Source organism: Gordonibacter sp. RACS_AR68 (genome assembly GCF_030418485.1).
GTDB lineage: Bacteria > Actinomycetota > Coriobacteriia > Coriobacteriales > Eggerthellaceae > Gordonibacter > Gordonibacter urolithinfaciens.
The window spans coordinates 377,455-402,930 of the sequence record NZ_JAIPUP010000002.1; the positions used below are offsets into that span (position 1 = coordinate 377,455).

A 25,476-nucleotide genomic window follows, 5' to 3' on the forward strand; every position below is an offset into this window, starting at 1 on the left:
CTTCGCCTCATCCTAAAACACGCGCTGTATGCCGCCGGACATGGCATGGTTAGTTCGCCGGCGGCTTCGGGGCACCCGGCGCTTTTGGGGCTGCAGGAGCGCCCGGGGCCTTGGGGGCACCGTCGAGGCCCTGAGGCTTGAGGGAGATCTCCTTGGGAGCGCCCGGAGAAGGGGCCGCGGCCTCGTCAGCGGCCTTGCGGGACTCGTTCAGGTCCGCGCCGCACTTCTGGCAGGTCTCGTTCGTGGGCTTGTTGAACGCGCCGCACTCGAGGCACTTCACAATGGTAACGGTATTGGCCGGTCTGTAACACATAGTTTTCTCCTTACGTGACGCCCTCTCGGGGCTGGTGCCCCGGCGTTTAGCCGGGGCACCAGCAGAGAAGACGAGGCTTTACTGCTCAGGTACGTAGATCCAGGTACGGGGCATTTCCTTGGCCTTCTCGGCCAGCTCGTCCACCGTGCCGTACTTCATGCAAGCCGACTGGCAGTGATGCACGCAGGTCGGGAGCTTGCCCATGGCCGTACGGTCGGCGCACAGGTCGCAGAGCGACGTCATGACGGGCAGGTAGTTGTACTCGTACTTGCCGTCGGGCATCAGGCGCGGGCCGTCCTCGAACAGCTGGATGCCGTTCGCCTCGCCAGCCTGCCAGCCGTGCTCCACCTTGCAGGCCATCTCGCAGGAGTGGCAGCCGGTGCACCACGTGTAGTCGATCAGAAGTCCATACTTCTCAGCCATCTTAGAAACCTCCCTTGCGGGTCACGATCTCGCTGGGCGAGCAGTCGTTCTCCTTCGTGACCGGGTAGATCTTGCAGATTTGGTTCGCGTACGGGGCGCCGTAGAGCGTCGGGCCCGTCACACCCTGAACCGTCAGGTTGTTGATGTTCGAGTCGAACACGCCGAACAGGTTGGGCTCGGCGCCGTCGGTCTCGGGGAACCACCAGCCGTGCTCGGAGCGCACGGTGTCGGGCTTGAGGGACGCGTTGATGCGCACGCGCTGCTTGCACTTGCCGCGCATGTTCTCGACCCAGATCCAGTCGCCCTCGCACACGCCGATCTTCGCGGCGGTGTCGGGATGCAGATCGGTCAGCGGATCGGGATGCGACTCGCGCAGACGCGGAACCTGGCGCTCCTCCGAGTGGAAGTACTCCCACGTGCGGGCACCGGTCGTGAGGACGTACGGATACTCCTCGAACAGCTCCGGCGTGGAGATCGGGGACTCAGGCGGCTCCTCGTAGTACGGCAGCGGATCGAAGCCCCATGCGTCGAACAGGGTGTTGTACAGCTCGCACTTGCCCGTGTTCGTGTTGAAGCCGGGCTGGCCGTCGTCGCGCAGCCAACCGAGCTCGTGCTTGCGGTACGCCCAGTCGTCCGGCCAGTCGATGACCTTCTCGGTGAGGTCGAGGAACGTCTGGTCGGTCTTGTGCGGCCAACCGGCATGGAAGCGGTTGCCGGACTGGATCCACCACGTCATGAGCTCGACGTCCGTCTCCCACGGGAACAGCCGGGGATTGAGGCGCTTGCCCAGCTCGAGGATGATCTGCTCGTCGGACTTGGCCTCGTAGTAGTCGGCGACCTTGACGATGGAGCGCAGCGGCCACCACCACACGCGGGCGGAGTTACGCTCGCAGCTCATGCCGCAGGGCAGCACGATGTCGGCGCAGGCAACCGCCGTCGGGGTCATGAACACGTCGACCACGACGTTGTAGTCCACCGAGCGCATGGCGTTGTACACGCGCGGGGCGTCGGCGGCCATGTTGGCGATCGGGTTCGTGGACTGGATGAACAGCATGCGGATCGGGTACGGCTCGCCGGTCTCGATGGCCAGGAGGACCGTGTCGCCGTTGGCCGTCGGGTCGAAGCCGAGGGCGTGCAGCGGGGAGGTGTCCACGCCGAGCATCTTGCCGAGCATCTCGTCGGAGAGGTTCCACATGCCGCAGCCATAGGAGTCGGGAATGTCGTAGGCGCAGCGCGGGATCATCATGCCGCCGGGCACGTCGATGTCACCGCAGATGGCACCCAGGGAGAGCAGAGCCTGGGCCAGCGGGATGCCGCAGACGGTCTGGTCGACCTTGAGGCCCCACTGGATCGTGGAGGGGTTGCCGGAAGCGTACGCACGGGCGGCGGCGCGGATGTCGTCGGCGTCGATGCCGGCGATCTCGGCGGCCTTCTCGGGCGGGTAGTCCTTGCAGCGCTCGGCCAGCTCGTCGAAGCCGTAGCACCAGTTCTCAACGAAGTCGTGATCGTAGAGATCCTCTTCGATGATGACGCCCAGCATGGAGATGACGACCGCGGCGTCGGTGCCGGGGCGCACCTGCAGCCAGTGCTCGGCCTTGGAGGCCAGCCACGTGCAGGAGGGGTCGAGCACGATGAGCTTCGTGCCGCCTTCCTTCATGACGTCGACGATCCAGTGGCCGAAGAAGCCGTCGCCGTTGGAGATCAGAGCGTTGTTGCCGCAGATGAGCATGTAGTCCGGGAACACGTACTCCGGATCGGCGAAGCGCTTCTCGAGGTGCTGCGAGCAGTCGGCCACGAAGAAGTCGCCCATGAAGCAGTGGCCGATGGTCGTACGGGGCAGGTAGCAGGCGTCGCCGGACAGGAAGCCGAGCACGAAGTTCGGGCTGCCGAAGGCGGCGTAGCTCAGGTACGGGGTCTGCCAGCAGATGTTACGGCCGGTGCCCTGCATGGACACGATGGACTCGGGGCCGTACTCTTCCCAGATGGCGCGCACGTGCTCGGCGATGTCGTCGTACGCCTCGTCCCACGTGATGCGCTCCCACTTGTTCTCGCCGCGCTCGCCGACGCGCTTCAGGGGGTACTTCAGGCGGTCAGGATGATAGAACGTCTCGACGACGTCCAGGCAGCGCATGCAAAGACGGCCCTGGTTGTAGGGGCTCAGCGGGTCGCCTTCGATCTTCTCGACCTTGCCGTCCTTGGTGTAGTACAGAACAGAGCAGCCGTTGTGGCAGCCGGGGGCGGTCCACATGTTCGTACGCGTGACCGTGTACTCGCCTTCCTGCCACTGCCAATCTGTTTTGTAGACGTCTTTGTTGACGCCTTCGAGTTCGTTGGTAAGCATACTTGCTATCCCTCTCTCTCCGATTCTCCTCTTTCGGGCAGTACTTAGACTTCCCCGTCTTTCAACGTCGGACGACGAGGCTTCGTCCAATCGCGACCCGAAGCATCCTGCGCCTTCTGCTGCCAGGCTTCCTTGTTCTTGTTCGGGTCGGCCAGGTGCTCCTTGATGCGCTTCTCCTGGAACTCCTTGTCCAGATCCAGCCTCTTCTTCTCCTCTGCCATTTGCATGTCCTCCTCTCCGACAAACCTACGCCATGCTCTCGCATGGCCTTACAACGTAGATCGAAGGGCGGTCGGCCTAACCCTCTTGCCGCTCGCGCCTTACGTAATAAGTAGTTGCATGGTCCGTGCCAATCCGTTGAAACCCGGTGGGTAAATTGATATATACCCAGTTCATAAGCGTAAAAAAATTTTGAGCGAAATAATTCGCCGTCCATGGACGCGCCGGCGCGCCAACCGGTTTCTCAATTTGCTCCTCGAATGCGGGTGTCGGACGGCGAAGGACGCTCGCATATTGAGATTCGCCCGCCATTCGGGTTACTTTTGAGAATCACGGCGTCCGGCGACCGCGCATCCCAACCGGCGGCGGAAGTTCTCCGGACGGTGGCGTCGCAAACCCAGGCGGACGCAATGCCGGGAATCGGGTGGGGGAAGCACCATGGGCCGACGCCCCGTCCCCCTGGGAAAAACAAATGCGGACGCCTCGTCGGAAGCGTCCGCATCGTTTCACGCGGCGCCGGGATCGCCGGCGCCCTCCCTTTCCGGGAAGGGCCCGGACGCCCGAGGGCGTCCGGGCCAGCCTCTAGGCGGCTGTGGGCTCGGCCTCCGGCACCTCCTGGACCGGAACATCGTCCGCGCTGTAGAGCTTCGTGAACAGCAGCGCCACGGCGCCCAGGACGCAGGCTCCGCAGATGGCGATGGCGCCGGCATGCCAGCCGGCGGCCTCCACCACGGCGCCGATGATCGGCGGCCCTAAAAGGATGCCCACGTTGAAGCCGATGGACACCACGCCCAGCGCCACGCCCGCAAGCTCGGGCTTCTTCACCGTCTGGGCGGCCATCGTCCACAGCACGCACGGGAAGCCCGCGTCCACGAAGCCGTAGACGATCACGAACCCGATGAGGAACGACGGGTTGTCCATGAACATGCCCACCAGCGAAGCCACGCCGTAGGCGACGAGCGCCGCCACGCCGAACAGCTTGCGGTTCTTGACATGGTTCAGCAGCGCGCCGATGACCACGGCGGCGATCACGCCGAAGATGGAGAAGTACCCCACCCACATGTTGGCCTGGCCCTCGTCCCAAGAGAACGTTTGGGCCCAGCACGTGGCGATCCAGTTGACAAAGCCGAAGCAGCCGATGCAGAACAGCATCGTCGCCAGCGAGAGCACCCAGGCCGAAGGCGACTTCATGCCCTCGACGATGGACACGTCCTCGCTCTCCACATCCGCGTAGCTGTCCTCGGGACGAGGGCTCTTCACGCAGAGGACGTAGAGCACGAACGCGACGACGCACGCAACGAGCCCGAACCACCATACGCCCTGCCAGCCGAAGCTGGTGGTGAGCACGGCGCCCAAGAAGAACATGACAGCCTGGGCGCCCATCTGGTACGCGGCCCAGATGCTCATGGGCAGGCCGCGCTTCGCCTCGGGGAACCACATGGCGATGAGCGACGGTCCGATGACCGACATCAGGCCCACGCCCACGCCCTCCACGATACGGCTCGCCATGAGCACGGGAACGCTGTCGGTGAACACACCGATGAGCGAGCCCAATATGGCGCATGCCAAGGCTACGATGCCGCCCTTCTTCGGTCCGAGCTTGTTCAGCACGATGGAGGCCGGGATGGCCATGACGATACCCACCAGCGAGAACAGGGAGCTCAGCCAACCGGCTGTCGCCATATCGATATTGAACGCACCCATGAGGGTGGTCATGCAGGGTGCCACTTTGTTCTGCACGAGCGCCAGCGAGATGCCGGCGAAGATGGTCGCGAACGCGACGATCCAGGCTCGTTTCGTCTTCATTAAACTACTCTCCTTCAGTTACACGGCTGCTCGGTCTTGCCTACACAGCCGCTTGGGTCAGGTCGCTATCGATTTCCGCAGCGCGAGCCGTGGCCTTGTCGGAGTCGTGGTCATGCGTCTTCACGAAGAAGAACGCAATCGCACCCAGCACCGAGGCGACTGCCAGCGGGATCGTGGCAACTCCCCATCCGTAATTCTCGATGAAGAAGCCGGTCACCGGAGGGCCGAGCAGCGTGCCGATGTTCAGGCCCACGTTGAGGATGCCGATAGCCGTGCCCGAATACTCCGGGCTCTTGGCGGTCGAGGGGCACAGCGTCCAGTACACGGTCGGAATGGCGCCCTCGAGGAACGGATAGATGAGGATGAAGGGCAGCAGCAGGCCGGGCTCCTCCATCCGGAAGCAGAAGAACAGGATGAACGTGTACAGCAAGAAGCCCAGAACACCAACGTAGCGGCGGTTCTTGAGCTTGATGTGGTTCAGCAGCCAGCCGATGAAGATGACCACCGGGATCTCGATGGCGTACATGATGGAAACCCACCAGTTGGACTGGTTCATGTCGCCGCCGAAGAACGTCTGCGCCCAGTAGAGCGAGATGTACGTGGCGAAGCCGAAGCAGCAGAACGTGAAGATGGTGCCGGCGATGGTAAGGATCCACGTGCCCGAAGACTTGAAGCCGTCGCCGAACTTGAACTCCTCCTCGTCCTCGCCCTCGGCGTAGTTCGGCGTGCCCTCGGGAGGCGCGTCGACCTTCCACATGTACAGGACGAGCACGACCACGCAGAACGCCACGCAGAACCACCATACGCCCTGCCATCCGAACGACACGGTCAGGCCGCCGGCGATGAAGAACAGAAGCGTCTGGGAGCACATCATCCACGAGCCCCAGAGACCCATGGGAAGACCGCGCTTCTCGGCGGGGAACCACATGGATATGACCGCAGGTCCGACAACCGCGATCATGCCCACGCCCACGCCCTCGAGCACGCGGGTGGCCATGAGCACCCACAGATCGGTTGCGAACGCGCCGATGACGCCGCCCACGGCGGCGCAGGCGAGCGAGATCACGCCGATCTTCTTCGGGCCCATCTTGCGCATGAGCGCCGCAGCCGGGATGGCCGTGATCATGCCCATGATGGTGAACACCGACGTCAGCCAGCCGGCATCCGTCTCGCCGATGTTGAAGTACATCATCACGACGTCAATGCAGGGCGGTACCTTGTTTTGGACGTTGGCAAGAGCAAAGCCTCCGAAAAAGGCGATGATGACGACGGTCCATGCCGCCGCAGTCTTTTGCTTTTTAGTCAATCCAACTCCTCCTTATTCCGACAGTCCCCGTTTACTTACGAAACCGGTCTCGGAAACGCGTTTGGATTCGAACGGATGCAGGGATGACAGCTCGTCGACCTTTCCCCCCGATAAGCTGCACACCCGTTCACTTGGCCGATCCCTTTTCAGCCCAAACCAAAGACGCCTCGTAATCATCGATGCAAGAACCGTGCCACTTTCTTGCGGGAAATACCGGCAGGTCACGAGGCTGCGCGTGCGCAAAGGCCGCAGAAAGTTGCACGGAACAGGCGTCACAATATGAGAACGCATGAGAATTTGTTTAGAAATAAGACGAGGCGCACCTAGGGAAACGCCGATTAACGCAACCATGTTCTTCTTGATTGCACCAGGTTTGCGGCATTCGCACACGGCCTTTTAACATGACTGATAGAGTCATGGACGAAATCGGAGGCTATGGCATGCTTGAACGAATTTCTGCCGGCATGAATTCGAGAAACCCCCGATGGCGAAAAGCCGCCCACAAGGTTCGTCGTCGAAAACATGCCATAGCCTGCGATTTCGTCCCGCCCCTTCTGCCACGTCCTTTTGGCGGACGCCAGGAGACAGGGGGACGGGGTCAATGTCTCATTTTTGATCCAAAAATGAGACATTGACCCCGTCCCCCTGTCTCGCCCCGAACCGGATCTGTGGCGGGGCTTGGCTTGCGGGGGCGCCCCTTTCGCTGCGGCTAGCTGCGGCGGCGTGCGGCTCGGGCCGGGATGCCCAGCTCCTCGCGGTACTTGTTCACCGTGCGACGGGACACGGACACGCCCGCGCGCTCAAGCGCCTCGGAGATGGCCTGGTCGCTTAGCGGGTTCGACGGATCCTCGCGATCCACGAGCTCGCCTATGCGGTGCTTCACGCTGACGGACGACACCACACGGTCGGCACCCTGGTAGGCCGAAGAATGGAAGAAGAACCGCAGCTCGAACACGCCGCGCGGCGTCTGCATGTAGTTGCCGTTCGAAATGCGGCTCACCGTCGACTCGGACACGCCCGTGGCCTCGGCCACCTGGGCCATGGTGAGGGGGCGCAGGCAGTCGTAGCCCTTCTCGAAGAACTCCACCTGCATCTGCACCATGCAGCATGCCACCTTGTAGAGCGTGGCATGGCGGAAATTGATGCCGTCGATGAGGCTCTCGGCCTCCTTGAGCTTTTCGCTCAGGTACGTCTCGGTCTCGTGCTCCTTCACGTGCGACGCCATAGCCCGGTACGTGGGGTTGATCTTCAGGTGCGGCAGATAGAAATCCTGGAGGCTGACCTCGTACGTCCCATCGTCGCACGACGTGACCACCACCTCGGGCCAGATAGGGCGCGACGGGCGGCCGAACTGGCTCGCAGGACGCGGGTTGCACGAGCGGATGACGTCGAGCGCCTCGCCCAGCTGCGCGAGCGAGATGCCCATGTCGCGTGCGATGGCGGCGGGGGTGCGCGTCTCGAACTCAACGAGATGGCTCTTGATGAGCCGCTCGAGCAGCGGGGTGAGCTTGCCGCTCTTCCGCAGCTGCAGCAGCAGGCACTCGGCCAAGTTGCGCGCGCCCACGCCCGTGGGCTCGAACTGCTGGACGAGCGCGAGGACCTGGGACACCTCCTGCTCGGGAACGCCGAGGGAGGCCGCCGCCTGGTCCACGGCGATGCGCAGGTAGCCGTTGCCGTCGATGTTGCCGATGAGATACTCCCCGATGGCCTTCGCGCGCGGGCCGTCGGCCTGCAGGCGCAGCTGCTCCAGCAGGTGCTCGTCGAGCGTGTCGCCCTCGGCCAGGAAGCGGTCGAACGAGAACGAGCGCTGGGACAGGTCGCTGCGCTCGGCATCGAACGTCTCCGGGCTGCCGTGGCCGCGCTTCTCGAAGAGCGCATCGGCGCTCACGTCCTGGGAGTACCGCTCGGGCGCGAGGGGGTGGCGCGGCTCGACCCAGTCGTCATCGTCGAAGAACGGGTTCTCCTCCACGCACTTCCGCGCGTACTCGGAGAGCTCCTGCGCCGACATGCGCAGGATGGCGATGCCCTGCTTGAGCTCGGTGGTGAGGTGCAGGTGCTGTTGCAAGCCGAGATCGGGCCTCTGGTCGACGTTCACGAAGCCGCCTCCGCCCCATCCGGTACGCGAGCGCCCCGGGCATGTCGATAATCTGCCGGTAAGCCTTGCCGCATGACAGCCTCTTCCCCCCGTCGGAAACCGCCTACCGAGGATGCGGGCCCCTCTCGGACGCCCCGCCTCGGATCGAATGGTGCCTATAGTAGCACGATCGGGCCGAAAGACGATGACTTCTTCGGTCGGGAGTTTCGCAAACCGCTCCTGCGAAAAGCGCTATCATGGGAGAAAAGACACGGCATCGACCACCGAGGAGACCGCGATGGAGCACGGAAAGCACACGTTCACGTTCATGGGGACGGCCGCCGGATGCGGCGTGCCGGCCTTCTTCTGCGACTGCCCCGCCTGCAACGAGGCGCGCCGCGACCCGCGCGCGCGGCGCGGCGACTGCGGCGCCCTGGTGCGCGGCACGAACGCCGACGGCTCGCCCGGCAGGAACGTGCTCATCGACACGCCCCCCGACCTGCGCCACCAGCTGCTGCGCGAGGACGTGCGCCGCGTGGACGAGCTCTTGTACACGCACGCGCACTTCGACCACCTGGGGGGCCTCGGCGAGCTGGAGTACCTGGTGCAGCTCGTGCGCAAGGCCGCGCTGCCCACCTATGGCAGCGCCGCGGCCCTCGAGGGGGCGGGCATCGAGTTCCACTACATGACGTACTGCCTGGACATGCGCGAGCTCGCCCCCTTCGACGAGCTGGAGCTCGACGGCGTGCGCTACACGGCGCTGCCCGTGACGCATGCGCCGGGCACGTACGGCTACCTCATAGAGACGCCCGAGACGCGCCTGTTCTACGCGTCGGACACCGGGAAGCTCCCGCCCGAGACGGCCGAGCGCGTGCGCGGCGTGGACGTCATGGCCATGGACGCCACGTTCTGGAAGCGGAACTGGTCGCCCGACGCGCACCACAGCGTGCAGGAGTGCATCGAGGAGGGCCTGGAATTGGACGCGGGGACGCTCTACCTCACGCACCTGGCCATGCACTACGACGAGCCCGTCACGCTCGCCGAGCTGGAGGAGTACCTGCAACAGTACGGCGGCCGCGTGAAGCCCGCCGCCGACAGCCTGACGATCGGGATCTAGGAAAAGCGCGCTGGTTGGCGCAGTGGGTCAGCGAGGCCGGCCGTGGTGCCCGGAATTCGGGGGATGGCGGAGGCGAGGCGTACTTCGGTACGCGAGTCTCCGGCACCGCGCGAAGTCCGGGCACCACGGCCGGCCGCAGCGTCTGCTCGTTCCGTCGTTCGCAGAACGACGGAACCCTTACGGCGCAAACTACGCCGTGGAGCCGCCTCAACTGCTGCCGGCGCCGGCGCAGCAGGCGTAGCAGTGGTTGCCGAACGCGATGTCGCGCTGCAGCGGCAGCGTCGGGTCGGCCGCCAAGTCGGCGATGGTCAGGCCGTTTCTGCAGGGCAGGCCGGCCGCCTGGTTGAAGTCGCAGTCGTACAGCGCGCCGTCCCAGCCCACGGAGAGCTGGCTGCGGCACATCATGGCCGGCACGGTATCGGGGTTGAACGCGCCCACGAGCTTGCCCATGTAGCGCTCCAGGTTCCCCGTCTTGTGCAGCAGGTTCCCGAAACGCCCGAGCGGGTTGTTCGCGATGGCGAACACGTGGTCGAACACGATGCCGTAGTCCTCCGCCAGCTTCGCGCGGTACTCGCGCTCCAACGCCTCCTGGTCGGGCGGCAGGAACGCACCGCTCGGATTGAACACGAGGTTCAGTGCGGGCCCTTCCCCGCCCGCGCCCTCGGACGCGCCGTAGCCGAGCGTGTTCAGCTTCTGCAACATGGCTATGACGCCGTCGAACGTGTTCGCGCCGCGCTGCTTCTCCACCGGCTTCGCCGTGTAGTGGGGCAGCGAGGCGAACACGGTGACGCCCAGCTCGGCGAGCACTTCGGGCAGATGGCGGTAGGGCTCGTCCAGCAGCACCACGAGGTTCGAGCGCACGATGACGTCCAGGCCGCGGGACGCCCCCTCGCGGACGAACCATTCGAAAGCGGGGTTCATCTCGGGGGCGCCGCCCGTCACGTCGAGGGTCTTGAAGCCGCGGCCCGCGGCCACGTCCAGGCACTGCTGCAGCGTCTCGCGCGCCATGACCTCCGTGCGCGCGGGGCCGGCGTCCATATGGCAGTGGCGGCACGCCAGGTTGCACAGGCGGCCCACGTTCACCTGCAGCACGTCGAGCTGCCCGCGCGTGCGGCGCGTGGCCTCGTCCGTTCGCTCGTAGAACGGCGGGAACGAGTCCATGACGGCCTGGGCCTGTTCGCTGGTTTGCGGCATGGCTACATTTCCAACTGCTTGACCACGTTCTTCATCTGCACGCCGTGCACGAGCGCGGCGCCGCCGCGGATGGCGTTGGCCACGTGGAAAGCCTCGGTCATCTGCTCCTCGGTCACGCCCTTCTCCAGGCACGACTGCGTGTAGGAGTCGATGCAGTACGGGCACTGCACGGCGCCGGCCACCGCCAGCGCGATGAGCGCCTTCTCGCGCGCCGTGAGCGCGCCCTCGGCGAACACCTTGCCGTAGTAGGCCATGTAGAGGTCCCAGAGCTCGGGGGCCTCCTCGCCCATCGTCGAGAACTTGTCGAGGTCTTCCGGGTTGTAGTAGGTCTCCATGGCCTTCGTCCCTTCCTGCATGCGTCGCCCGGGCACGCTGACCGTCCCGGTAATGATAGATTACGTCTTATACTAGATTATCACCATTATCGCGGCTTGGCTAGCTTGCCGAACGAAAACGCGCATCGTGGCCGGCGGATGCATGCAGAAGGAAGGCCGCGCGCGTCGCCCGTGCCCCGCAGCACGCGGCCGATCGTGCTGCGCGTCGCCCGTGCCCCGCAGCACGCGGCCGATCGTGCGGCCCCGCACGCCCCGAGCCGCGAGCGGCCGGCTGTGCGCGGCGGGCGGTGCATAGCGCCTGATGCGGTGAAGAGTTAATGGTGATGAACTTACATGCCGGCATCGGTGAGGCGCGGTGCCGTATACTGGGTGCATCCGATGAGTTCGGATTCGTATGCGCTTAACGCGCTGCCCGTTTTTTCATCATCGACGACATCTACGATGCAGCCTCGCCGCCTGGCGCCCGCTGCCGGTCGTCCTGTGTCGGCGGGGTGCTCCCCGCCGAGCTCGCGTCAAACGCCTGCGCCGCCTGCCGCGGCCCTGCACGACGCATGAAAGAAACGACAAGAGAATACGCACCACGACCGAAAGGACCCCATGTCTCTGCATGCCGTACGCCCTCTGCCCGACAACGCCTACACCCGCGCCCTCCGCGGCGCCGTCCCCGTGCCCGCCGGCGGGAAGGACAAGCTCGCGTTCCAGGTGCTCATGGTGTTCTGCATGGTCACGTGCATGGTGACGCTCAACTGGCTGATCCACGCGTCCGACCGGTCGCTGGCCGCGTTCTCGGAGGTGCTCTACGAGTACCTCCTCACGTTCATAGCCGCGCTCTTCGTGCGCACGGTCGTGGCGAACCCCCTCGTCGGCCGCCTGGCGCGCGCCGTCGTGCCGGCCGGCCTCGCCGGTTTCAGGCGCACGGTCGCCATGACGCTGGTGAACGTGTCGGTCATGGTGACGTTCATGACGTTCTTCGGCGTGCTCATCTCGAACGGCCCGGCCGGCTTCACCTGGCTCGCCTACGCCGAGAGCCTGCCCCTGTCCTACCTGCTGGCGTTCTCCGTGAACCTGCTGGCCGTGGGTCCCTTCGTGAAGGTCGCCTACGCAGCCGCCGTGAAACCCGGGCTGCTCTGGGCGTCCGAGAAGGCCGCCGAGCTGCGCGCCGCCGCCCGCGCCGCCATCCCCCGCACCCTGTTCGGCCGCGGCGAGTAGCGCCCCTCGCCCGTCTGCCAGAAGCGTCGGCCGGCCGCCTTTGATCAACGAACAGATGTTTCACGTGAAACATCCCGCACCCCCTATCCTGACCATGCGATGAAATCCCCGTTTCGTGGCCGCTCTCGACAGACAAGGTTTCCTGCGCGCGCCGGACCGGCAACCCGACCAGGGGCAGGGGGAGCGCGACGCCCCCCCCCCTGCCGCCTTCCGTCCAACGCTTGCGCCGCGATGGGGCCGCAAGACGGAGACGGCAATTCCGCAAAACGACGTGAATTTTCGGTTAGCGAAAAAATCATCTCTGCGGGTATTGCCTAATAGTAGATATCATCTTATACTGGAAGAGGTCTGAAACACAGGAGCCGGAAACGTGCCGCGTTTCCGGCTCTCCTGCTTTCCAGCGCTTTCGCCATCTTTCCCCATCAGCATTCCCACCTGGGATTTTCCCAGCAGCGCAGCACGATTCATCCCCTCGTGTGGACGAAAATCAACAGGGGCTAGTACGCACGGGTCGATACCCTCCCCCTCGCGCGCCGGTACAATGGCGGCGTCTCGCGCTTTCGCGCACGTCACGTTATCGGAACCTACAGGGGGTATTGCTTCGATGAAAGCCTACAAGACCGTGATCTACAGTTTTCTGATCGGCGGTGTGCTCGCACTCGTCGCCCAGGCGCTCGTTACCGTGTGGACGAACGTGCTCACCGGCACGCCCATGCAGTTCTTCATCGGCGGATCGACGCTCATCAGCATGGGCATCATCGGCTGCATACTGGGCGGCTTCGCCAACTACCAGCTGGTCGAGGAATGGGGCACGTTCGGCGCGCTGCTGCCGTTCTCGGGCTTCGCCATGGCCGTGGGCATGAAGATGGTGGGACCCTGGACGAAGCAGAACGCCACCGCGGGCAAGGCGATGTGGCAGGGCTTGTGGCTGGTCATCTGGTTCAACGCCGTGGCTGCCGCGTTGAGCATCCTCTTCGGCTTCATCTGCGGCACCATGGGCACGGAGCCGCTCGTGGTTGTGGAGAAGAACACGACCGCGATGGTGTTCCCGCTGGCCTTCCTGGTGGGCGGCGGGCTGTGCGCGCTGTTCCAGGTGGTGTATTTGGTGGTGAAGGGCATCACGCCGAAGTGCCAGCCCGTGTGGATCCTGCTCACGGCATGGTTCTGCGGCGCCATCCTCGCGCCGCTCGGCGTGTCGGGCGCGCTTGCCAACTTCGCCGGGCAGGGCTTCAGCGTCATGATCCCCGTGGGCGGCTACAACATGTACAATGTGGGCGTGTCGTTCGCGATGGGCGAGATGGGCGAGGGCCTTGCTCACTTGGGATCGTTCTTCCTGGCGGTGGCGGGCCTGTTCTTCACCGGCTTGGCAACGTTCCTCATCTACAACGCGAAGTTCGGCCGCACGCCCATCCATGAGGTGCATCGTATGAAGGCACAGCACCTCATGGACGAGCTCGACGACATCGTGCCCGGCGCAGCCGGCACGCCCCTCGTCGCATCGGCCGGGGCGGTGCCCATGGCCGTGGCCGAGGAGGCCGTGGACCGCTCGATAGGCTAAGGCGGCAGGCAACGGCCCCGGACGCACCAGGCAGACCGGTTCGAGGGAGAAGGAGGCCCGCATGGGCAAGAAGGGCAACGGGCGCATCGAGAAGGCGCGCGCCGAGATCGAGCGGCTCAAGGCACGGCGGCGCCTCGACCTCATAAAGATATTGGCAGCCCTTGCCGCCATGATGCTCATCTTGCTGGGAAAGCCGATGCTCGAGAACGCCGGCATCATCGAGGCGGACAACATGGTGGTGAACGGTGCGATGTGGATCTCGGCGTTCGTCCTGGCCATCTTCGCAGGCTCGGCAGGCCGCGACCTGTCGAAGTGCGGCCGCAGCATCGACGAGGTGCGCACGCGCGCCGGACTCTAGGCGACCACCGAGCCGGCCAGCGTCCCGGCTCGGGCGCCACGGTGCCACTTCATACTCCAGAACCATACCAGAAGTGGTAGGGTTTCCCCCGGCCCCCTTCGTATAATGGCGGCGTTAGCCGACTCCGAAGGGGGCCATCATGTCTATCATGCCGATTCTCGTGCCGTTCGTCGTACTCGCCACCGGGTTCGCCACCATCATGTTCCTGCTCTACCGCAACCTGCAAAGGCTCGACCAGGAGGCCGGCGACGCCTGGCGCCAGGTGCAGGAGCAGCGAGCCGTGCGCCTGGATGCCTCCCTGCGCCTGCTCGATGCCCTGGACGCAGCCGGCGAGCTTGCCGACGCGCCCACCGCCGGCATCCGCCAAGCCCTGGCCGCCTGCCGGGAGGCGGACGGGCCCGAGGCCGCTACCGAGGCCGATAGCGCGCTCGCCCGGGCATGGCGCTCCTTCTCCGCTGCAGCTGACATGCGGCGCGTCGTCGCGCTCGACTGCGCCCACGAGGCGATCGAGCAGCTGCAGGGGGCCGATCGCCTCCTGCCCACGCGCGAGCGCCTGTACAACAACGCCGCCACCATGTACAACAACGCCGGCGTGACGTTCCCCGCCTTGCTCGTGGCGAAGCGCGCGCACTACGCCCCGCGGCCGCCCTACCGACCGCAGCACCTGCGCAGCGCAAGCGAGGCGGCCAGCGCCGCCGACTCGGAGACCCTGGCCGACAAGTCGCCGCGCATCATGAACGCGTACATGCTATGGGCCGTGGGCATGTCGGACACCATCACCGAAGAGGCCGGCCGATAAACGCGCGCTCGGCGCTCACCCCAGCGGGAGCGCCATGATCACGGCATCGTCGGGAGGATCCTCGTAGTAGGCCGACCGCACCGCCGCCTCCTGGAAGCCCAAGCGCGTGTAGAAACCGCGCGCTTGGGCATTGCCCGCGCGCACTTCCAGCGTGAGGACGCCGTGGCCGCCGGCACGGGCGTCCCGCACCGCCTGCTCCACGAGGGCACGCCCGACGCCCGCCTTGCGCCGCGCGGGATCCACGGCCACGCGCACGATGGCGGCGCCGTCGGGGGCGCCCCACCATCCCAGGTATCCCGCCAGCCCGCCCTCGGTGAAAGCCGCCGTGTAGTGCGCGCACGGGTTGTGGCGCAGGTCGAGCGCGAACGCGAGCGGCGTCCACGGATCGCGGAACGAGGCTACCTCGATGGCCATGACGGCGCCGAGGTCCCGCTCGGCGAGCGGGCGGATGGCAACGGCGGGAGCGTCCGCGGGAGCAAGCGGTGCGCCGCCGCGCGGACGCGCTTCCGTTTGGACCTCTTGCGGCTTGCGGAACGCCTCGGGCGCCGACTCGAAAACGGGGCCGGCGTACTTCCATGGCGAGGCGCCTTCCTGCGGCTTCTGTCCTATGGCCACGAACGACTGGGTGACGAAGTAGTAGTCGTCCTGGTCGAACAGCGTGCCCCACGCCTCCACGAGGGCGTGGATCTCGGCAGCGGTTCCCTCGTCGACGCACGCGGGAACGTTGCGGCGGAAGTACACGCAGCGCTCGAACAGGGCATGACGCTCCTCGAGCGTCTTGCCGCACGTGTCGGCCGCGAACTGGCGCACCGCCACGTTGCCCAGGCCCGCGCGCCTCATAAGCGTGTAGCACTTCTCCCCGTTGCAACGGTCCGTGCAGGCGGTGTGCGGGGTGTTCGGCAGCACGTGCCGCTCGTAAAGGTCGAACAGCCGGCGCATAACCTGCTCCGGGTCGGGGTAGGACAGCTTCGCGGCGTCGTCCGTGGTCTTCACCACCACGAAGCCGCCGGGCACGAGCAGCCGGCACGCTTTGGAGAGCGCGGCCTGCGGGTCGGGCAGGTGCTGCAGCACGTGGGAAAAGTACACCAGGTCGAAGCGCTCGCCCGCCTCGGGCTCGTAGTCCTCGAATGTCGAGCATGCGAACGAGAACCGCGCGTCGCCGGCCGTGCGCGCTGCCGCCTCGGCCACGGCCTCGGGCAGCGGGTCCACGCCCACGACACGCGCCACGCCTGCGTAGGGCGCGAACTTGAGGTAGGTGTTGAAGCCATCGAAGCACCCCACGTCCAGCACGCGCACGCCGTCTCGCCCAGCCAGGTTCACGGCCTCGAACGCGGCGTAGTCCTCAGGCGCGGTGCGCAACGCCTGCTTCACGATCTGCCCTTTGCCCCACGCCATCGGCGCTCCTCCCCGTCGTCTGCCCTGTGGCATCCTGCAGCTCCCCTGCAATCCCCGTACCCGCCGTCTCCCCCGCAGCCCCGTACCTCGCCTGCAGCCGCGCGTTCGCCGGCTTGCACAGCGCGCCGCACGCCAGCGACAGCAGCGCGAAGGCGGGCACGATGACGAAGAACGCCTCGTAGCCGCCGGTCCACTCGAACAGCGCCGCGGCAACCAGCGGGAACACCAGGTTGAACGGCGCCAGCACCACGGCGCTGATGCCGGTGTTCATGGCCAGGTCGCGCTGCCCGAACGTCGTGCGCATGTACGACGTGTTGATGGCCGCGTACATGCCGTACAGCAGCCCCTCGACGAGCAGGAACGGCGCGAACAGCCACGGCGCCTCGAACCAGTAGGCCGCCGCCATGCCCACCGACACGGCCAGCGCCAGCGCCGGCAGCACCACCAGCGTGCGGTTCTGCCCGATACGGTCGTACAGGATGCCGCCCAGCGGCCGCCCGAACCCGTTGCCCAGCCCGAGCGCCCCCACGGCCGCCGTGGCGAACGCGATGGACGACCCGATGCCCGTCATCATGACGGACGCCTCGGCGATCACTGCGCCGCCCGCCCCCATGACCACGCTGCGCCAGATGCAGAAAAGCCAGAACGACGGCTCGCGCACCGTCTTGGAGCCGGGCAGGCTCACGCCCACCGCGTCGCGCTTCGGCTTGAGCGCCGCGATGCGCGGCGGCGGCTCCTGGATGAAGTTGACGGCCACGAGCGCCTCCACCAGCGCCAGGGCAGCAATGACCACGAACGCCAGGCGCCAGCCCAGCGACGAGTAGATGAGCGCCGAGGCCAGCGAGCCCAGCACGAGCGCGCCCATGCCGAAGCCCATGACCAGCACGCCCGAGGCGAACCCCACCTTGTCGCCGAACCACGCGAGCGTGTTCGTGGTCCACACCGTGTAGCTCATGCCCGAACCCAGCCCGCAGCACACGCCGTAGAACACGTAGAGCTGCCAGAGCTCGGTGATGAACTGGCACGAGAACAAGCCCAGCACGATCAGCGACGTGGAGGCGACGAAGCACGCGCGCAGCGAGAGCACCTTCGAGAGCGGCCCGATGGACAGCATGCCGAACGACAGCCCGATCATGGCGACGGAGAACACGAGCGACGTCTGGCTGCGCGTCCAGGCGAACTCGGCCTCGAGCGGCGGAATGAAGATGGACCAGGCGTAGATCGTGCCGAACATGAGCATGGTCAGGATGCCGCAAACGAGGATAGCGTAGCGGTTCGTGCGTATGTCGGCCACGCTCATCGCCTCCCTGACGTTTCCCGGCGGAGGTGCCGACGCCTCCGCGCGGAAGCTGCGCGCAAACGCGCGCAGACCGTTTCGCTCGCGATGCAACCTACCACCGGCATGAGGAACGCCCCTACCGTGAGGAGTATGAAAACGAGGGCATCTAGTACGGACGACTATACGCGAGCCCGCGCGCGCACGGCACAATGGATGATGTCGCACGGCATGCCCGCGCTGTCCGTGCGCGCGTGTAACCATTGAAAGAGAGGGGATCCATGCCTGACCTTACCGTCGGCCAGATCAAGAGCAAGCGCATGCTCTACCTGGCCTTGTCCACGCTCACCTTGCTGTTCCTGGGGCTGATCTACGCATTCTCCATGTTCGCCGCCCCCATCTGCACCACGTTCGGCCTCGAGAAGGCCGCCGTGGGGCTCACGTTCAACATCATGATGATCACGTTCTGCGTCGGCGCCGTCATCGGATCGCAGATCGAGGCCAAGATCGGCGTGCGCAACACGCTGTTCGTGGCCGCAGCGCTGTTCTTCTGCGGCTTCGCCGGCACGGGCCTGTTCGGCAACGGCAGCATCACCGTGGTGTACCTGTGCTACGGCGTGCTGGGCGGCCTGGGCGTGGGCGTGGGCTACAACTCCGTCATCGCCACCACCAACGTGTGGTTCCCCGACAAGGTGGGCTTCTCGTCGGGCGTGCTCATGATGGGCTTCGGCCTGGGCTCGCTCATCCTGGGCACCCTGTCGGTGAACCTGGCGCCGACGCTCGGCCTGGGCACCGTGTTCGCCGCCATCGGCGTGATCACCGCGCTCGTGGTGGTCGTGCTGGCCTGCACGCTGCGCCGCCCGCCGGCTAACATCGTGGCCCTCATGGCCCCCGAGAAGGCGACCGCGTCCGGCTACGACCCGGGCGAGCAGGACACGCCGCTCAAGTCCTCCACGTTCTACGTGTACTGGGTCTGGGCCATCATCGTCATCGCCATCGGCCTGGCCACCATCGGCAACTGCGCCTCCGATGCCCAGCTCGTGGGCCTCGACGCCGGCTTCGCCACGCTGCTCGTGGGCCTGGTGTCCACCTGCAACGGCCTGGCGCGCGTGGTCATCGGCCTCATCTACGACAAGACGAACGTGAAGATCACCATGCTGGTGGACGGCCTCATCGCCGTGGCCGCCTGCGCCTGCATCATCGGCGCGCTCACCACCGGCATCTCGGCGCTCTACGTGGTCGGCGCGTTTTGCTGCGGCTTCTGCTACGGCGGCGTGCCCGTGGTGGCCTCGGCGTTCGCCCGCCAGCGCTACGGCGCCAAGAAGTACCCGCTCAACCTGTCGCTGGCGAACTTCGCCATCGTGTTCGGCTCCATCCTGAACATCGTGGTGCAGGGCGCCGTGGGCGGCGACAACCGCCTGGCCGTGTTCATGGTCATGGGCGTGCTGTCCCTCGTAGCCGCAGCCGACGTGCTGCCGTTCTCCAAGAAGTGGAACAGCGACATGAAGATGCTGGAGGGTCGCAAGGCGAAGGCCTCCGGCAGCTCCGCCGACGTCGAGGCGCCCGAGACGGCTGCCGCCGCCTCGTAAGCGAGCGCCCATGCGGGAATCGGCGGGCTTGCTGCCTCCGCAGGCTTGCCGATTCCCCGTCGGGGCGGCCTCTGGCGCCAGAGGCCGCCCCGACGGGGATCACGCGATCCTAATCAGGGGAAAGGACACGTTATGGGCAGAAACATGAGCCAGCGCAAGGCGAAGGCGTACCAGGACATCGAACGTCTCAAGGCGAACCGTCGCAAGGACCTCATCAAGTGCGCCGCCGCCCTCGCAGCCATCGTCGTGCTCGTCACGGTGAAGCTGGGCTTGGAGACGAGCGGCATCCTGGAAGTAGGCAACATGGCCGTGGGAGCCGCAATGATGATGGCCGGCATCGGCCTGGCCATCTTGGGCGGCACCTCGAGCGTGGACTTCACCCGCTCCGGCAACGAGATCAGGGGCATCCAAGCGAGCGTGGGCATCACGAAGCAGGACATCAAGGACTACGAGCAGGCAAAGCGGGGATAAAGCCGGCGAAGCGCGCGCATGGCGGCGATTCGAAAGCCTTGAGCTCGAGCCCCGCCTTGGAGCCGTCCCGTTGAGTAAGGGCCCTGCCCTAGCTCAACGGGGAACGTCCCCCGGGTTGAAGCAAAGGGGCTGTATCAAAAGTTTCGCCTCGTCGTCTCTCCCGGGACGAGCGTAGGGCAAGGGCTCTGCCCTTGCTGCCAGCCGGGATCGCATTCTGGGACTTTTGATACAGCCCCTTCAACCCGTGAGATACGGCTAAGAAGAGCTTTTGGATACGGCCCCGGTGCGGATCCCCCGAGCTCCCACCTCTCACGCAAGGCCTCGAGAGAGCAGGCGAACACATGACAATGCGGAGGCAATACTCCCCCGAATGCTCCGCCGCCTGGTTTTGAAAGCGCGGAAGGTTGGCCAGGGCGCCTCTCCGATCAAACGCAACGCGGGGCGCCTGCCCGGCTGCCGAGACGACCTAGCCCCGCCGCACCCTCAGTGGCCGGTAACGCCGTTGCCGGTGAGCTCGGTGGCCAGCACGAAAGCCGCCAGAAGCAGTCCCAGCACGATCCAGCAGATCACCTTGGCGGTCTTCGTGGATACGGGGCCTATGCGGTCGCTGCGCGGGTCGTTGTCCACCGTGAAAGCGGCAGCGCGGATCTCCTTGGTGAAGCGCGTGCGACACTTCGTGCAATGGTCCTCGGAAGCCGATTCCTTGCCGCAGAACGGACAGATGATAGCACTCATCGCGAACCCCCTTGTATCGATTCAGCCCCTCGGCACCCGGTACATCGGTCGGGTTTGCCAAGGCGGTTCGCCGCAATCGTCGGCATCCTGCGCGCGACCAGCAACGCTCTATGAGATGCGGCGACCCGCGAACCGCCCTGGCAAACCCGACCGACGAGGCCCCTTTCCAGGAACCCCGTCGGCCGGTCGAACGTCAATCCGCTCGCATCTTTTCAGGATGGGGCGGTAAAGCAGTGCTTACGCCTTTGCGTCGGCAGCCTCATCGGCGATGTCGTCGATGTTCATGCCCTTGGCGCCCTTGGGAAGCAGGAAGCCAGCCAAGAAGCCGAACGCCATGGGGGCGGCCAGCAGGGCGATCAGCGGAGAGAACGCCCAACCCGCAGCCTTCAGGCCGCCCAGGATGATGGGCGACAGGATGCCGGCGGATTTGCCGAGCGCGACGATCGTCGCAACACCGGAGTTGCGGAACTCGGTGGGATAGGACTCGGACATCATCGGCTGGGCAGCGGTGATGGCGTAGTTCAGGGCGAAGCCCATGAACACGAACGCGATCAGGTACGGCCAGAAGCTCGTCTCGGCGGGCAGCTTGACCACCTGGGAGACGATAAGGCAGGCAACCACCGACAGGCCGTAGCCGAAGATGAGGTTGCGCTTGCGGCCCATGGCCTCGGAGACGAAGCCGGTGGTGCAGTTCGCCACGACGGACGCGGCGTTCTGCGCCATGGCCAGCATGTACGACGCGGTAACGGCGCCGCCCGTGGCCTCGAGCATCAGGGCCGGCAGCCAGGCGTTCACGCCGTAGATGCTGAAGTTGCCGGCGAAGTAGATGATAACCAGCGCGATGGTGGTCTTCAGGTACTTGCCCTTCCACACCTCGGCCGGGCTCGACTTGGCGGAAACCGGCGGCACGAGAAGGTTCTCGGGCTTGAGCTCGTAGGGGATCTCCTTGCCCGCGCGCTTCTCGATGCGCTCGAGCGTCTTCACCGCGCCGTCAAGCTTGCCGTGCACGGCGCACCAGTGGGCCGATTCCGGGGTGAACTTGCCGAAGATGAACGCGTAGATCACCGGCAGCGCGCCGATGGCGTAGCACCAGTGCCACGTGGCAACCTGGACCATGACCGTGCCCACGAGGGCGGCCATAACCCAACCGACGATCATCCACGCCATGCCGAACGTGATGAAGAACGAACGCTGCTTCGTGGGGGTGAACTCCGTGAACAGCGTGGTGACGATAGGCGTGCACACACCCAGGAACAGGCCGGCGAGCACGCGGAAGACCGCGAAGACCTCGTAGTTCGGGGCGAAGATGCACGGGATGGTAAGCAGGCCGTACATGAACGTGCCGATGGTGAGGATCTTCTTGCGGCCGAACTTGTCGGACAGCGGGCCGGCTGCGAACGAGCCCACCACGATGCCGATCGTCGACCAGGACGACAGGGCGCCCTTGAGGGCGTCGTTGCCTGCAGGACCGAAGAACTCCTGCATGATCTGGGTGTTGGTATAGGAGATGATCATGTAGTCGTAACCATCGAACATCATCGCTATGCCAACGAGGAAGAAAATGGAAATGGTAAACTTGCTGACTCCGAGGGAGTCGATCGCCTGGGAAATAGTGAACTTCCCTGGCGACTTTGCAGCTGCACTCATAATCCGCTCCTTGGAACGTTCCCCGGCCCTTATGAGCTGTTTTAAGCCGGAGAATCTGATAGGCGGCCGTCGGACAGTGCGGATCCCGCGCAAAAGAAGGCGTTCCTGCTTTCATGCGCTAGCCTTGGATGGTGACTCGGATCGAGGCTTCGTCTTCTTTTGCTCTTTCAGCATTTCCCCATGAAAACGTTTCGACCCTGCCTGGCGGCCATGGAAAGAACGAGGGGACCCCAATCTCAAGAAAGAGATCCCCTCGCCGTTGGAACTAACTACTCCTCGCCGAGAATCTTCTCGACGGCCTTCTTGTCCTGGTTCAGGCGCTCGGAGTCATCGATAGGCTTGAACGTAGCGCTCTCGATGGACTTGTCGGCAACCTTCTCCTTCTCGGCGCCGCACTTCTTGCACGCCGTGGCATCGGCCGCGTTAAAGGTACCGCACTCGGTGCACTTCCACAGAATTTTCCCCAGCGGAGGCGGACGGAATCCGCCTTTCTCCTGACGAGCCATAGCTCTACCTCCTTCGTTCCAACATTACTTTGCGAAAAGCACCTGATTGGGCTTCTCAGCCAACTTAGCGGACAGCTCCTCGAGCGTGCCGTAGTACATGATGCCAGCCTGGCAGTGATGCACGCAGCTCGGAAGCCTGCCCTCGGCCACACGGTCGGCGCAGAGGTCGCACAGATCCGTGGGCAGGGGAAGATAGGTCCACTCCCACTTGCCGTTGATGTTCTTCACGGGGCCGTACTCGAGCGTCTTGATGCCGTACTGGCCGATCGGAAGATCATGCACTTTCTTGCAAGCAACTTCGCACGTATGGCAGTTGGTGCAGAATTCGTAGTCGATCAGCAGACCGTTAGTCGCCTTCGAACCGGGTGTAGTCATAGCCACCGAAGCCACCTCCCTTGGTCACAATCTCGCTAGGCGAGCAATCATTTTCAGGCGTCACCTTGTAGCACTTGCAGAGCGTGCTCTTGTACGGGGCGCCGTAGTGCGTCGGGCCGTACACGCCCATCGTGGTCAGGTTGTTGCCGTTGCAGTCGAACACGCCGTACAGGTTCGGCTCTGCAGCCTCCTGCTCGGGGAACCACCAGCCGTGGCGGGCACGGACGAGGTTCGGCATGAGGCCCGGAGCGATGTGCGCCTGCTGCTTGCACTTGCCGCGACGGTTCTCGAACCACACCCAGTCGCCTTCCTTGACGCCGATCTCCTCGGCGATCTCGGGCGAGATGTCGGCGATAGCCGTGGGGTGCACTTCGCGCATGGTCGGCAGCTGGCGATGCTCGGAGTGGAACAGGCCGATGTGACGGTGGCCGGACGTGTAGATGTACGGGTACTCCTTGTACAGCTCGGGCGTACGGTACGGGCTCTCGAACGGCTCCATGTGGTGCGGCAGAGGATCGAAGCCCCACACGTCGAACAGCGGAGAGGAGATCTCGTACATACCGGTAGCCGTAACGAAGCCGGGCTGACCGTCCTCGCGGAGCAGGCCCTTCTCGTACTTGTGGTACGTCTCGTTCCAATCCCAGTAGTCGTACACCGTGTGCGTGAGGTCCTCGAACGTGTAGGGAACGCCGTTGCCGTCGTCCTGGATCATCCACGTCAGGAAGTCGCGCACGGTCTCGAACTGGTTGAAGAAGTCCGGGTTGAAGCGCTTGCCCAGATAGAACACCAGCTCTTCGTCCATCATGCACTCGTAGTAACGGCCGGCTGCGGCGGTCATCGTGCGCAGCGGCTGCCACCAGGAGCGGAAGGAGTCGCGCTCGACGGACATGGCCACGGGGAGCACCAGGTCGGCGAAGGCGACGGCGGTCGGGGTCAGGTAGTAGTCGACGACGACCGTGTAGGGCACGTTCTGCCACGCGCGGTAGATGCGCGGGGCGTCGCCGCCCATGTTGGCGATCGGGTTCGTGCCATGGACCCACATCATCTGAGGCGGATACGGCACGCCCGTCTCCATGGCCTCGAGCAGGAGGTCAGGCGGGATGAACGGCGTGTAACCGGCCTTGTGGATCGGGGACTGGTCGGTGCCGATACGGCGGTCAAGCATCTCCTGGGAGATGAACTCGAGGCCGCAGCCGTACTTCTTGGAGCTGTTGTAGGCGTAGCGCACGAGCACGTTGCCGCCGGGGACGTCGAGGTTGCCGCACAGCGCCGTGATGTCGGAGATGGCGAACGAAGCCTCCATGGCAGCGATCTGCATGTCGATGGCGAGGCCCCACTGGATGGCGCCGGGCTTGGCAGCAGCGAACATGCGGGCAGCATCGTAGATCTGCTGCTCGGGGATCCAGCAGATCTCCGCGACCTTGTCGGTCGGGTAGTCCTGCAGGCGCTCGACGAGCTCGTCGAAGCCGTAGCACCAGTTGTCAACGAAGTCGTGATCGTACAGGTCCTCGTCGACGATGACGCGCAGCATGCCCATGGCGAGCGCGCAGTCGGTGCCGGGGCGAACCTGGATCCAGATGTCGGCCTTCGAGGCGAGCCACGTGAGGGCCGGATCCATGACGATGAACTTCGTGCCCATGCGCATGAGGTCGATCAGCCAGTGGCCGACGAAGCCGTCGGGGTTGGACGCGAGAGGCTCGTTGCCCCACACGATAACAACCTCGGGCTGCTTCCACTCCGGGTTGTCGTAGCGATCCGGGTGCAGCTGCGAGGCGTCCAGGATCCAGCAGTCGCCGTCCTTCATGAGGTTGGCGGTCATGCGGGGCTGGTAGCAGGAGTCGGCAGAGAGGAAGCCGAACGACATGTTCGGGCTGCCGAAGACTGCACGGAGGCACATAGCGCCATGCCACATGGCGTTACGGCCGGTACCGGACAGGGCGACGATGCCCTCGGGCCCGATTCCGTTGTAGTCGTCGTGAATGGTCTTGCAGATCTTCGCGTAGGTGTCCTCGAGCCAGTCGAAGGCCTCTTCCCACGTGATGCGCTTCCACTTGTTCTCGCCCTTTTCGCCGTCGCGGAGGAGAGGCCACTTGAGGCGGTCGTTGTTGTAGATGTTCTCGACCATGTTCAGGCAGCGCAGGCACAGACGTCCCTGGTTGTACCCGAAGTTGGGGTCGCCCTCGATCTTCTCGAGCTTGCCGTCTTTGACGTACGTGAGCACGCCGCAGCCGTTGTGACACCCAGGTCCGGTCCAGACCGAGGTGCGGGTCACTTCATAACCATCCTCGTACCAACGCCAGTCTGTTTTGTACAGATCATGGTTGTATTCGTTGATCATGAAAAGCCCCCCTTTCATAAAAGAGATACCGATAAGATGAACTCTTATTCTTCAGAAACCCCGAAGCACGCTTATCTCGGGTCGCGCGGCCT

23 protein-coding genes are annotated in these 25,476 nt (G+C 64.9%); 7 read left to right on the forward strand and 16 right to left on the reverse strand.

The features are described from left to right. Positions 1 to 49: 49 nt before the first annotated feature. From K9U15_RS06290 to rpoN, 7 genes are all read right to left on the reverse strand, one after another. On the reverse strand, positions 50 to 313 hold the full coding sequence (locus K9U15_RS06290) for a hypothetical protein (RefSeq protein WP_087191907.1): 264 nt from the start codon (positions 311 to 313) through the stop codon (positions 50 to 52). 78 nt (positions 314 to 391) lie between these two features. Then, a complete protein-coding gene (locus K9U15_RS06295; protein ID WP_096227989.1) occupies positions 392 to 736 on the reverse strand; it encodes an oxidoreductase in 345 nt (114 codons plus the stop codon). Between the two features lies 1 nt (position 737). After that, positions 738 to 3,077, reverse strand: a complete 2,340-nt coding sequence (locus tag K9U15_RS06300) for a molybdopterin-dependent oxidoreductase (RefSeq protein ID WP_096227988.1) — start codon at positions 3,075 to 3,077, stop codon at positions 738 to 740. Positions 3,078 to 3,121: 44 nt separating this feature from the next. Then, complete coding sequence (locus K9U15_RS06305; RefSeq protein WP_154270581.1) at positions 3,122 to 3,298, reverse strand: hypothetical protein; 177 nt, start codon at positions 3,296 to 3,298, stop codon at positions 3,122 to 3,124. A 580-nt stretch (positions 3,299 to 3,878) separates the two neighbouring features. Next, a complete protein-coding gene (locus K9U15_RS06310; RefSeq protein WP_087191904.1) occupies positions 3,879 to 5,102 on the reverse strand; it encodes a CynX/NimT family MFS transporter in 1,224 nt (407 codons plus the stop codon). Positions 5,103 to 5,142: 40 nt separating this feature from the next. Continuing rightward, complete coding sequence (locus tag K9U15_RS06315; RefSeq protein ID WP_096227987.1) at positions 5,143 to 6,408, reverse strand: CynX/NimT family MFS transporter; 1,266 nt, start codon at positions 6,406 to 6,408, stop codon at positions 5,143 to 5,145. Between the two features lie 709 nt (positions 6,409 to 7,117). Further along, positions 7,118 to 8,503 (reverse strand): RNA polymerase factor sigma-54, encoded by a 1,386-nt coding sequence (gene rpoN, locus K9U15_RS06320; RefSeq protein WP_154270584.1) that lies wholly within the window; start codon positions 8,501 to 8,503, stop codon positions 7,118 to 7,120. Positions 8,504 to 8,780: 277 nt separating this feature from the next. Here rpoN and K9U15_RS06325 point away from each other — a divergent pair, with 277 nt between their 5' ends. After that, positions 8,781 to 9,599: an MBL fold metallo-hydrolase gene (locus tag K9U15_RS06325; protein WP_301155771.1), complete on the forward strand. Its 819-nt coding sequence runs from the start codon at positions 8,781 to 8,783 to the stop codon at positions 9,597 to 9,599. Positions 9,600 to 9,806: 207 nt separating this feature from the next. Here K9U15_RS06325 and arsS read toward each other — a convergent pair whose 3' ends face one another. Both arsS and K9U15_RS06335 read right to left on the reverse strand, forming a co-directional pair. Then, the gene (gene arsS, locus K9U15_RS06330) at positions 9,807 to 10,793 is read right to left on the reverse strand and encodes an arsenosugar biosynthesis radical SAM (seleno)protein ArsS (RefSeq protein WP_154270184.1); all 987 of its coding nucleotides are present in this window, start codon (positions 10,791 to 10,793) and stop codon (positions 9,807 to 9,809) included. Between the two features lie 2 nt (positions 10,794 to 10,795). Beyond that, entirely contained in the window at positions 10,796 to 11,128 is a 333-nt protein-coding gene (locus tag K9U15_RS06335; protein ID WP_041239384.1) for an arsenosugar biosynthesis-associated peroxidase-like protein, read from the reverse strand. A gap of 597 nt (positions 11,129 to 11,725) precedes the next feature. Here K9U15_RS06335 and K9U15_RS06340 point away from each other — a divergent pair. From K9U15_RS06340 to K9U15_RS06355, 4 genes are all read left to right on the forward strand, one after another. Then, positions 11,726 to 12,337, forward strand: coding sequence for a hypothetical protein (locus K9U15_RS06340; RefSeq protein WP_301155772.1), 612 nt, complete (start codon positions 11,726 to 11,728; stop codon positions 12,335 to 12,337). Positions 12,338 to 12,941: 604 nt separating this feature from the next. Further along, positions 12,942 to 13,895, forward strand: a complete 954-nt coding sequence (locus tag K9U15_RS06345) for a SpoVA/SpoVAEb family sporulation membrane protein (protein ID WP_301155773.1) — start codon at positions 12,942 to 12,944, stop codon at positions 13,893 to 13,895. Positions 13,896 to 13,956: 61 nt separating this feature from the next. Then, positions 13,957 to 14,253, forward strand: a complete 297-nt coding sequence (locus K9U15_RS06350; protein ID WP_301155774.1) for a hypothetical protein — start codon at positions 13,957 to 13,959, stop codon at positions 14,251 to 14,253. A 139-nt stretch (positions 14,254 to 14,392) separates the two neighbouring features. Beyond that, complete coding sequence (locus tag K9U15_RS06355; RefSeq protein ID WP_301155775.1) at positions 14,393 to 15,052, forward strand: LemA family protein; 660 nt, start codon at positions 14,393 to 14,395, stop codon at positions 15,050 to 15,052. Between the two features lie 15 nt (positions 15,053 to 15,067). Here K9U15_RS06355 and rimI read toward each other — a convergent pair whose 3' ends face one another. Next, positions 15,068 to 16,447 (reverse strand): ribosomal protein S18-alanine N-acetyltransferase, encoded by a 1,380-nt coding sequence (gene rimI, locus K9U15_RS06360; RefSeq protein WP_301155776.1) that lies wholly within the window; start codon positions 16,445 to 16,447, stop codon positions 15,068 to 15,070. Beyond that, positions 16,395 to 17,741, reverse strand: coding sequence for a nitrate/nitrite transporter (locus tag K9U15_RS06365; RefSeq protein WP_301155777.1), 1,347 nt, complete (start codon positions 17,739 to 17,741; stop codon positions 16,395 to 16,397). Before K9U15_RS06365 ends, rimI begins: the two co-directional genes overlap by 53 nt. A 263-nt stretch (positions 17,742 to 18,004) precedes the next feature. Between K9U15_RS06365 and K9U15_RS06370 the strand changes: the two genes are divergently transcribed. Both K9U15_RS06370 and K9U15_RS06375 read left to right on the forward strand, forming a co-directional pair. Further along, on the forward strand, positions 18,005 to 19,312 hold the full coding sequence (locus K9U15_RS06370) for an MFS transporter (protein ID WP_087191892.1): 1,308 nt from the start codon (positions 18,005 to 18,007) through the stop codon (positions 19,310 to 19,312). 132 nt (positions 19,313 to 19,444) lie between these two features. Further along, positions 19,445 to 19,783, forward strand: coding sequence for a hypothetical protein (locus K9U15_RS06375; RefSeq protein ID WP_087191891.1), 339 nt, complete (start codon positions 19,445 to 19,447; stop codon positions 19,781 to 19,783). Positions 19,784 to 20,266: 483 nt separating this feature from the next. Here the strand turns inward: K9U15_RS06375 and K9U15_RS06380 are convergent, their stop codons facing one another. From K9U15_RS06380 to K9U15_RS06400, 5 genes are all read right to left on the reverse strand, one after another. Next, positions 20,267 to 20,518, reverse strand: coding sequence for a hypothetical protein (locus K9U15_RS06380; RefSeq protein WP_123674481.1), 252 nt, complete (start codon positions 20,516 to 20,518; stop codon positions 20,267 to 20,269). Between the two features lie 237 nt (positions 20,519 to 20,755). After that, positions 20,756 to 22,165, reverse strand: a complete 1,410-nt coding sequence (locus K9U15_RS06385) for an MFS transporter (RefSeq protein ID WP_301155778.1) — start codon at positions 22,163 to 22,165, stop codon at positions 20,756 to 20,758. A gap of 269 nt (positions 22,166 to 22,434) precedes the next feature. After that, positions 22,435 to 22,671 (reverse strand): RanBP2-type Zn finger domain-containing protein, encoded by a 237-nt coding sequence (locus K9U15_RS06390; protein WP_015539702.1) that lies wholly within the window; start codon positions 22,669 to 22,671, stop codon positions 22,435 to 22,437. A 24-nt stretch (positions 22,672 to 22,695) separates the two neighbouring features. Beyond that, positions 22,696 to 22,953, reverse strand: a complete 258-nt coding sequence (locus K9U15_RS06395) for a 4Fe-4S dicluster domain-containing protein (protein WP_334099493.1) — start codon at positions 22,951 to 22,953, stop codon at positions 22,696 to 22,698. A 64-nt stretch (positions 22,954 to 23,017) separates the two neighbouring features. Further along, positions 23,018 to 25,384 carry a molybdopterin-dependent oxidoreductase gene (locus tag K9U15_RS06400; protein WP_087191889.1) on the reverse strand — a complete coding sequence of 789 codons (2,367 nt, stop codon included), beginning with the start codon at positions 25,382 to 25,384 and terminating at the stop codon, positions 23,018 to 23,020. Between the last annotated feature and the right edge of the window lie 92 nt (positions 25,385 to 25,476).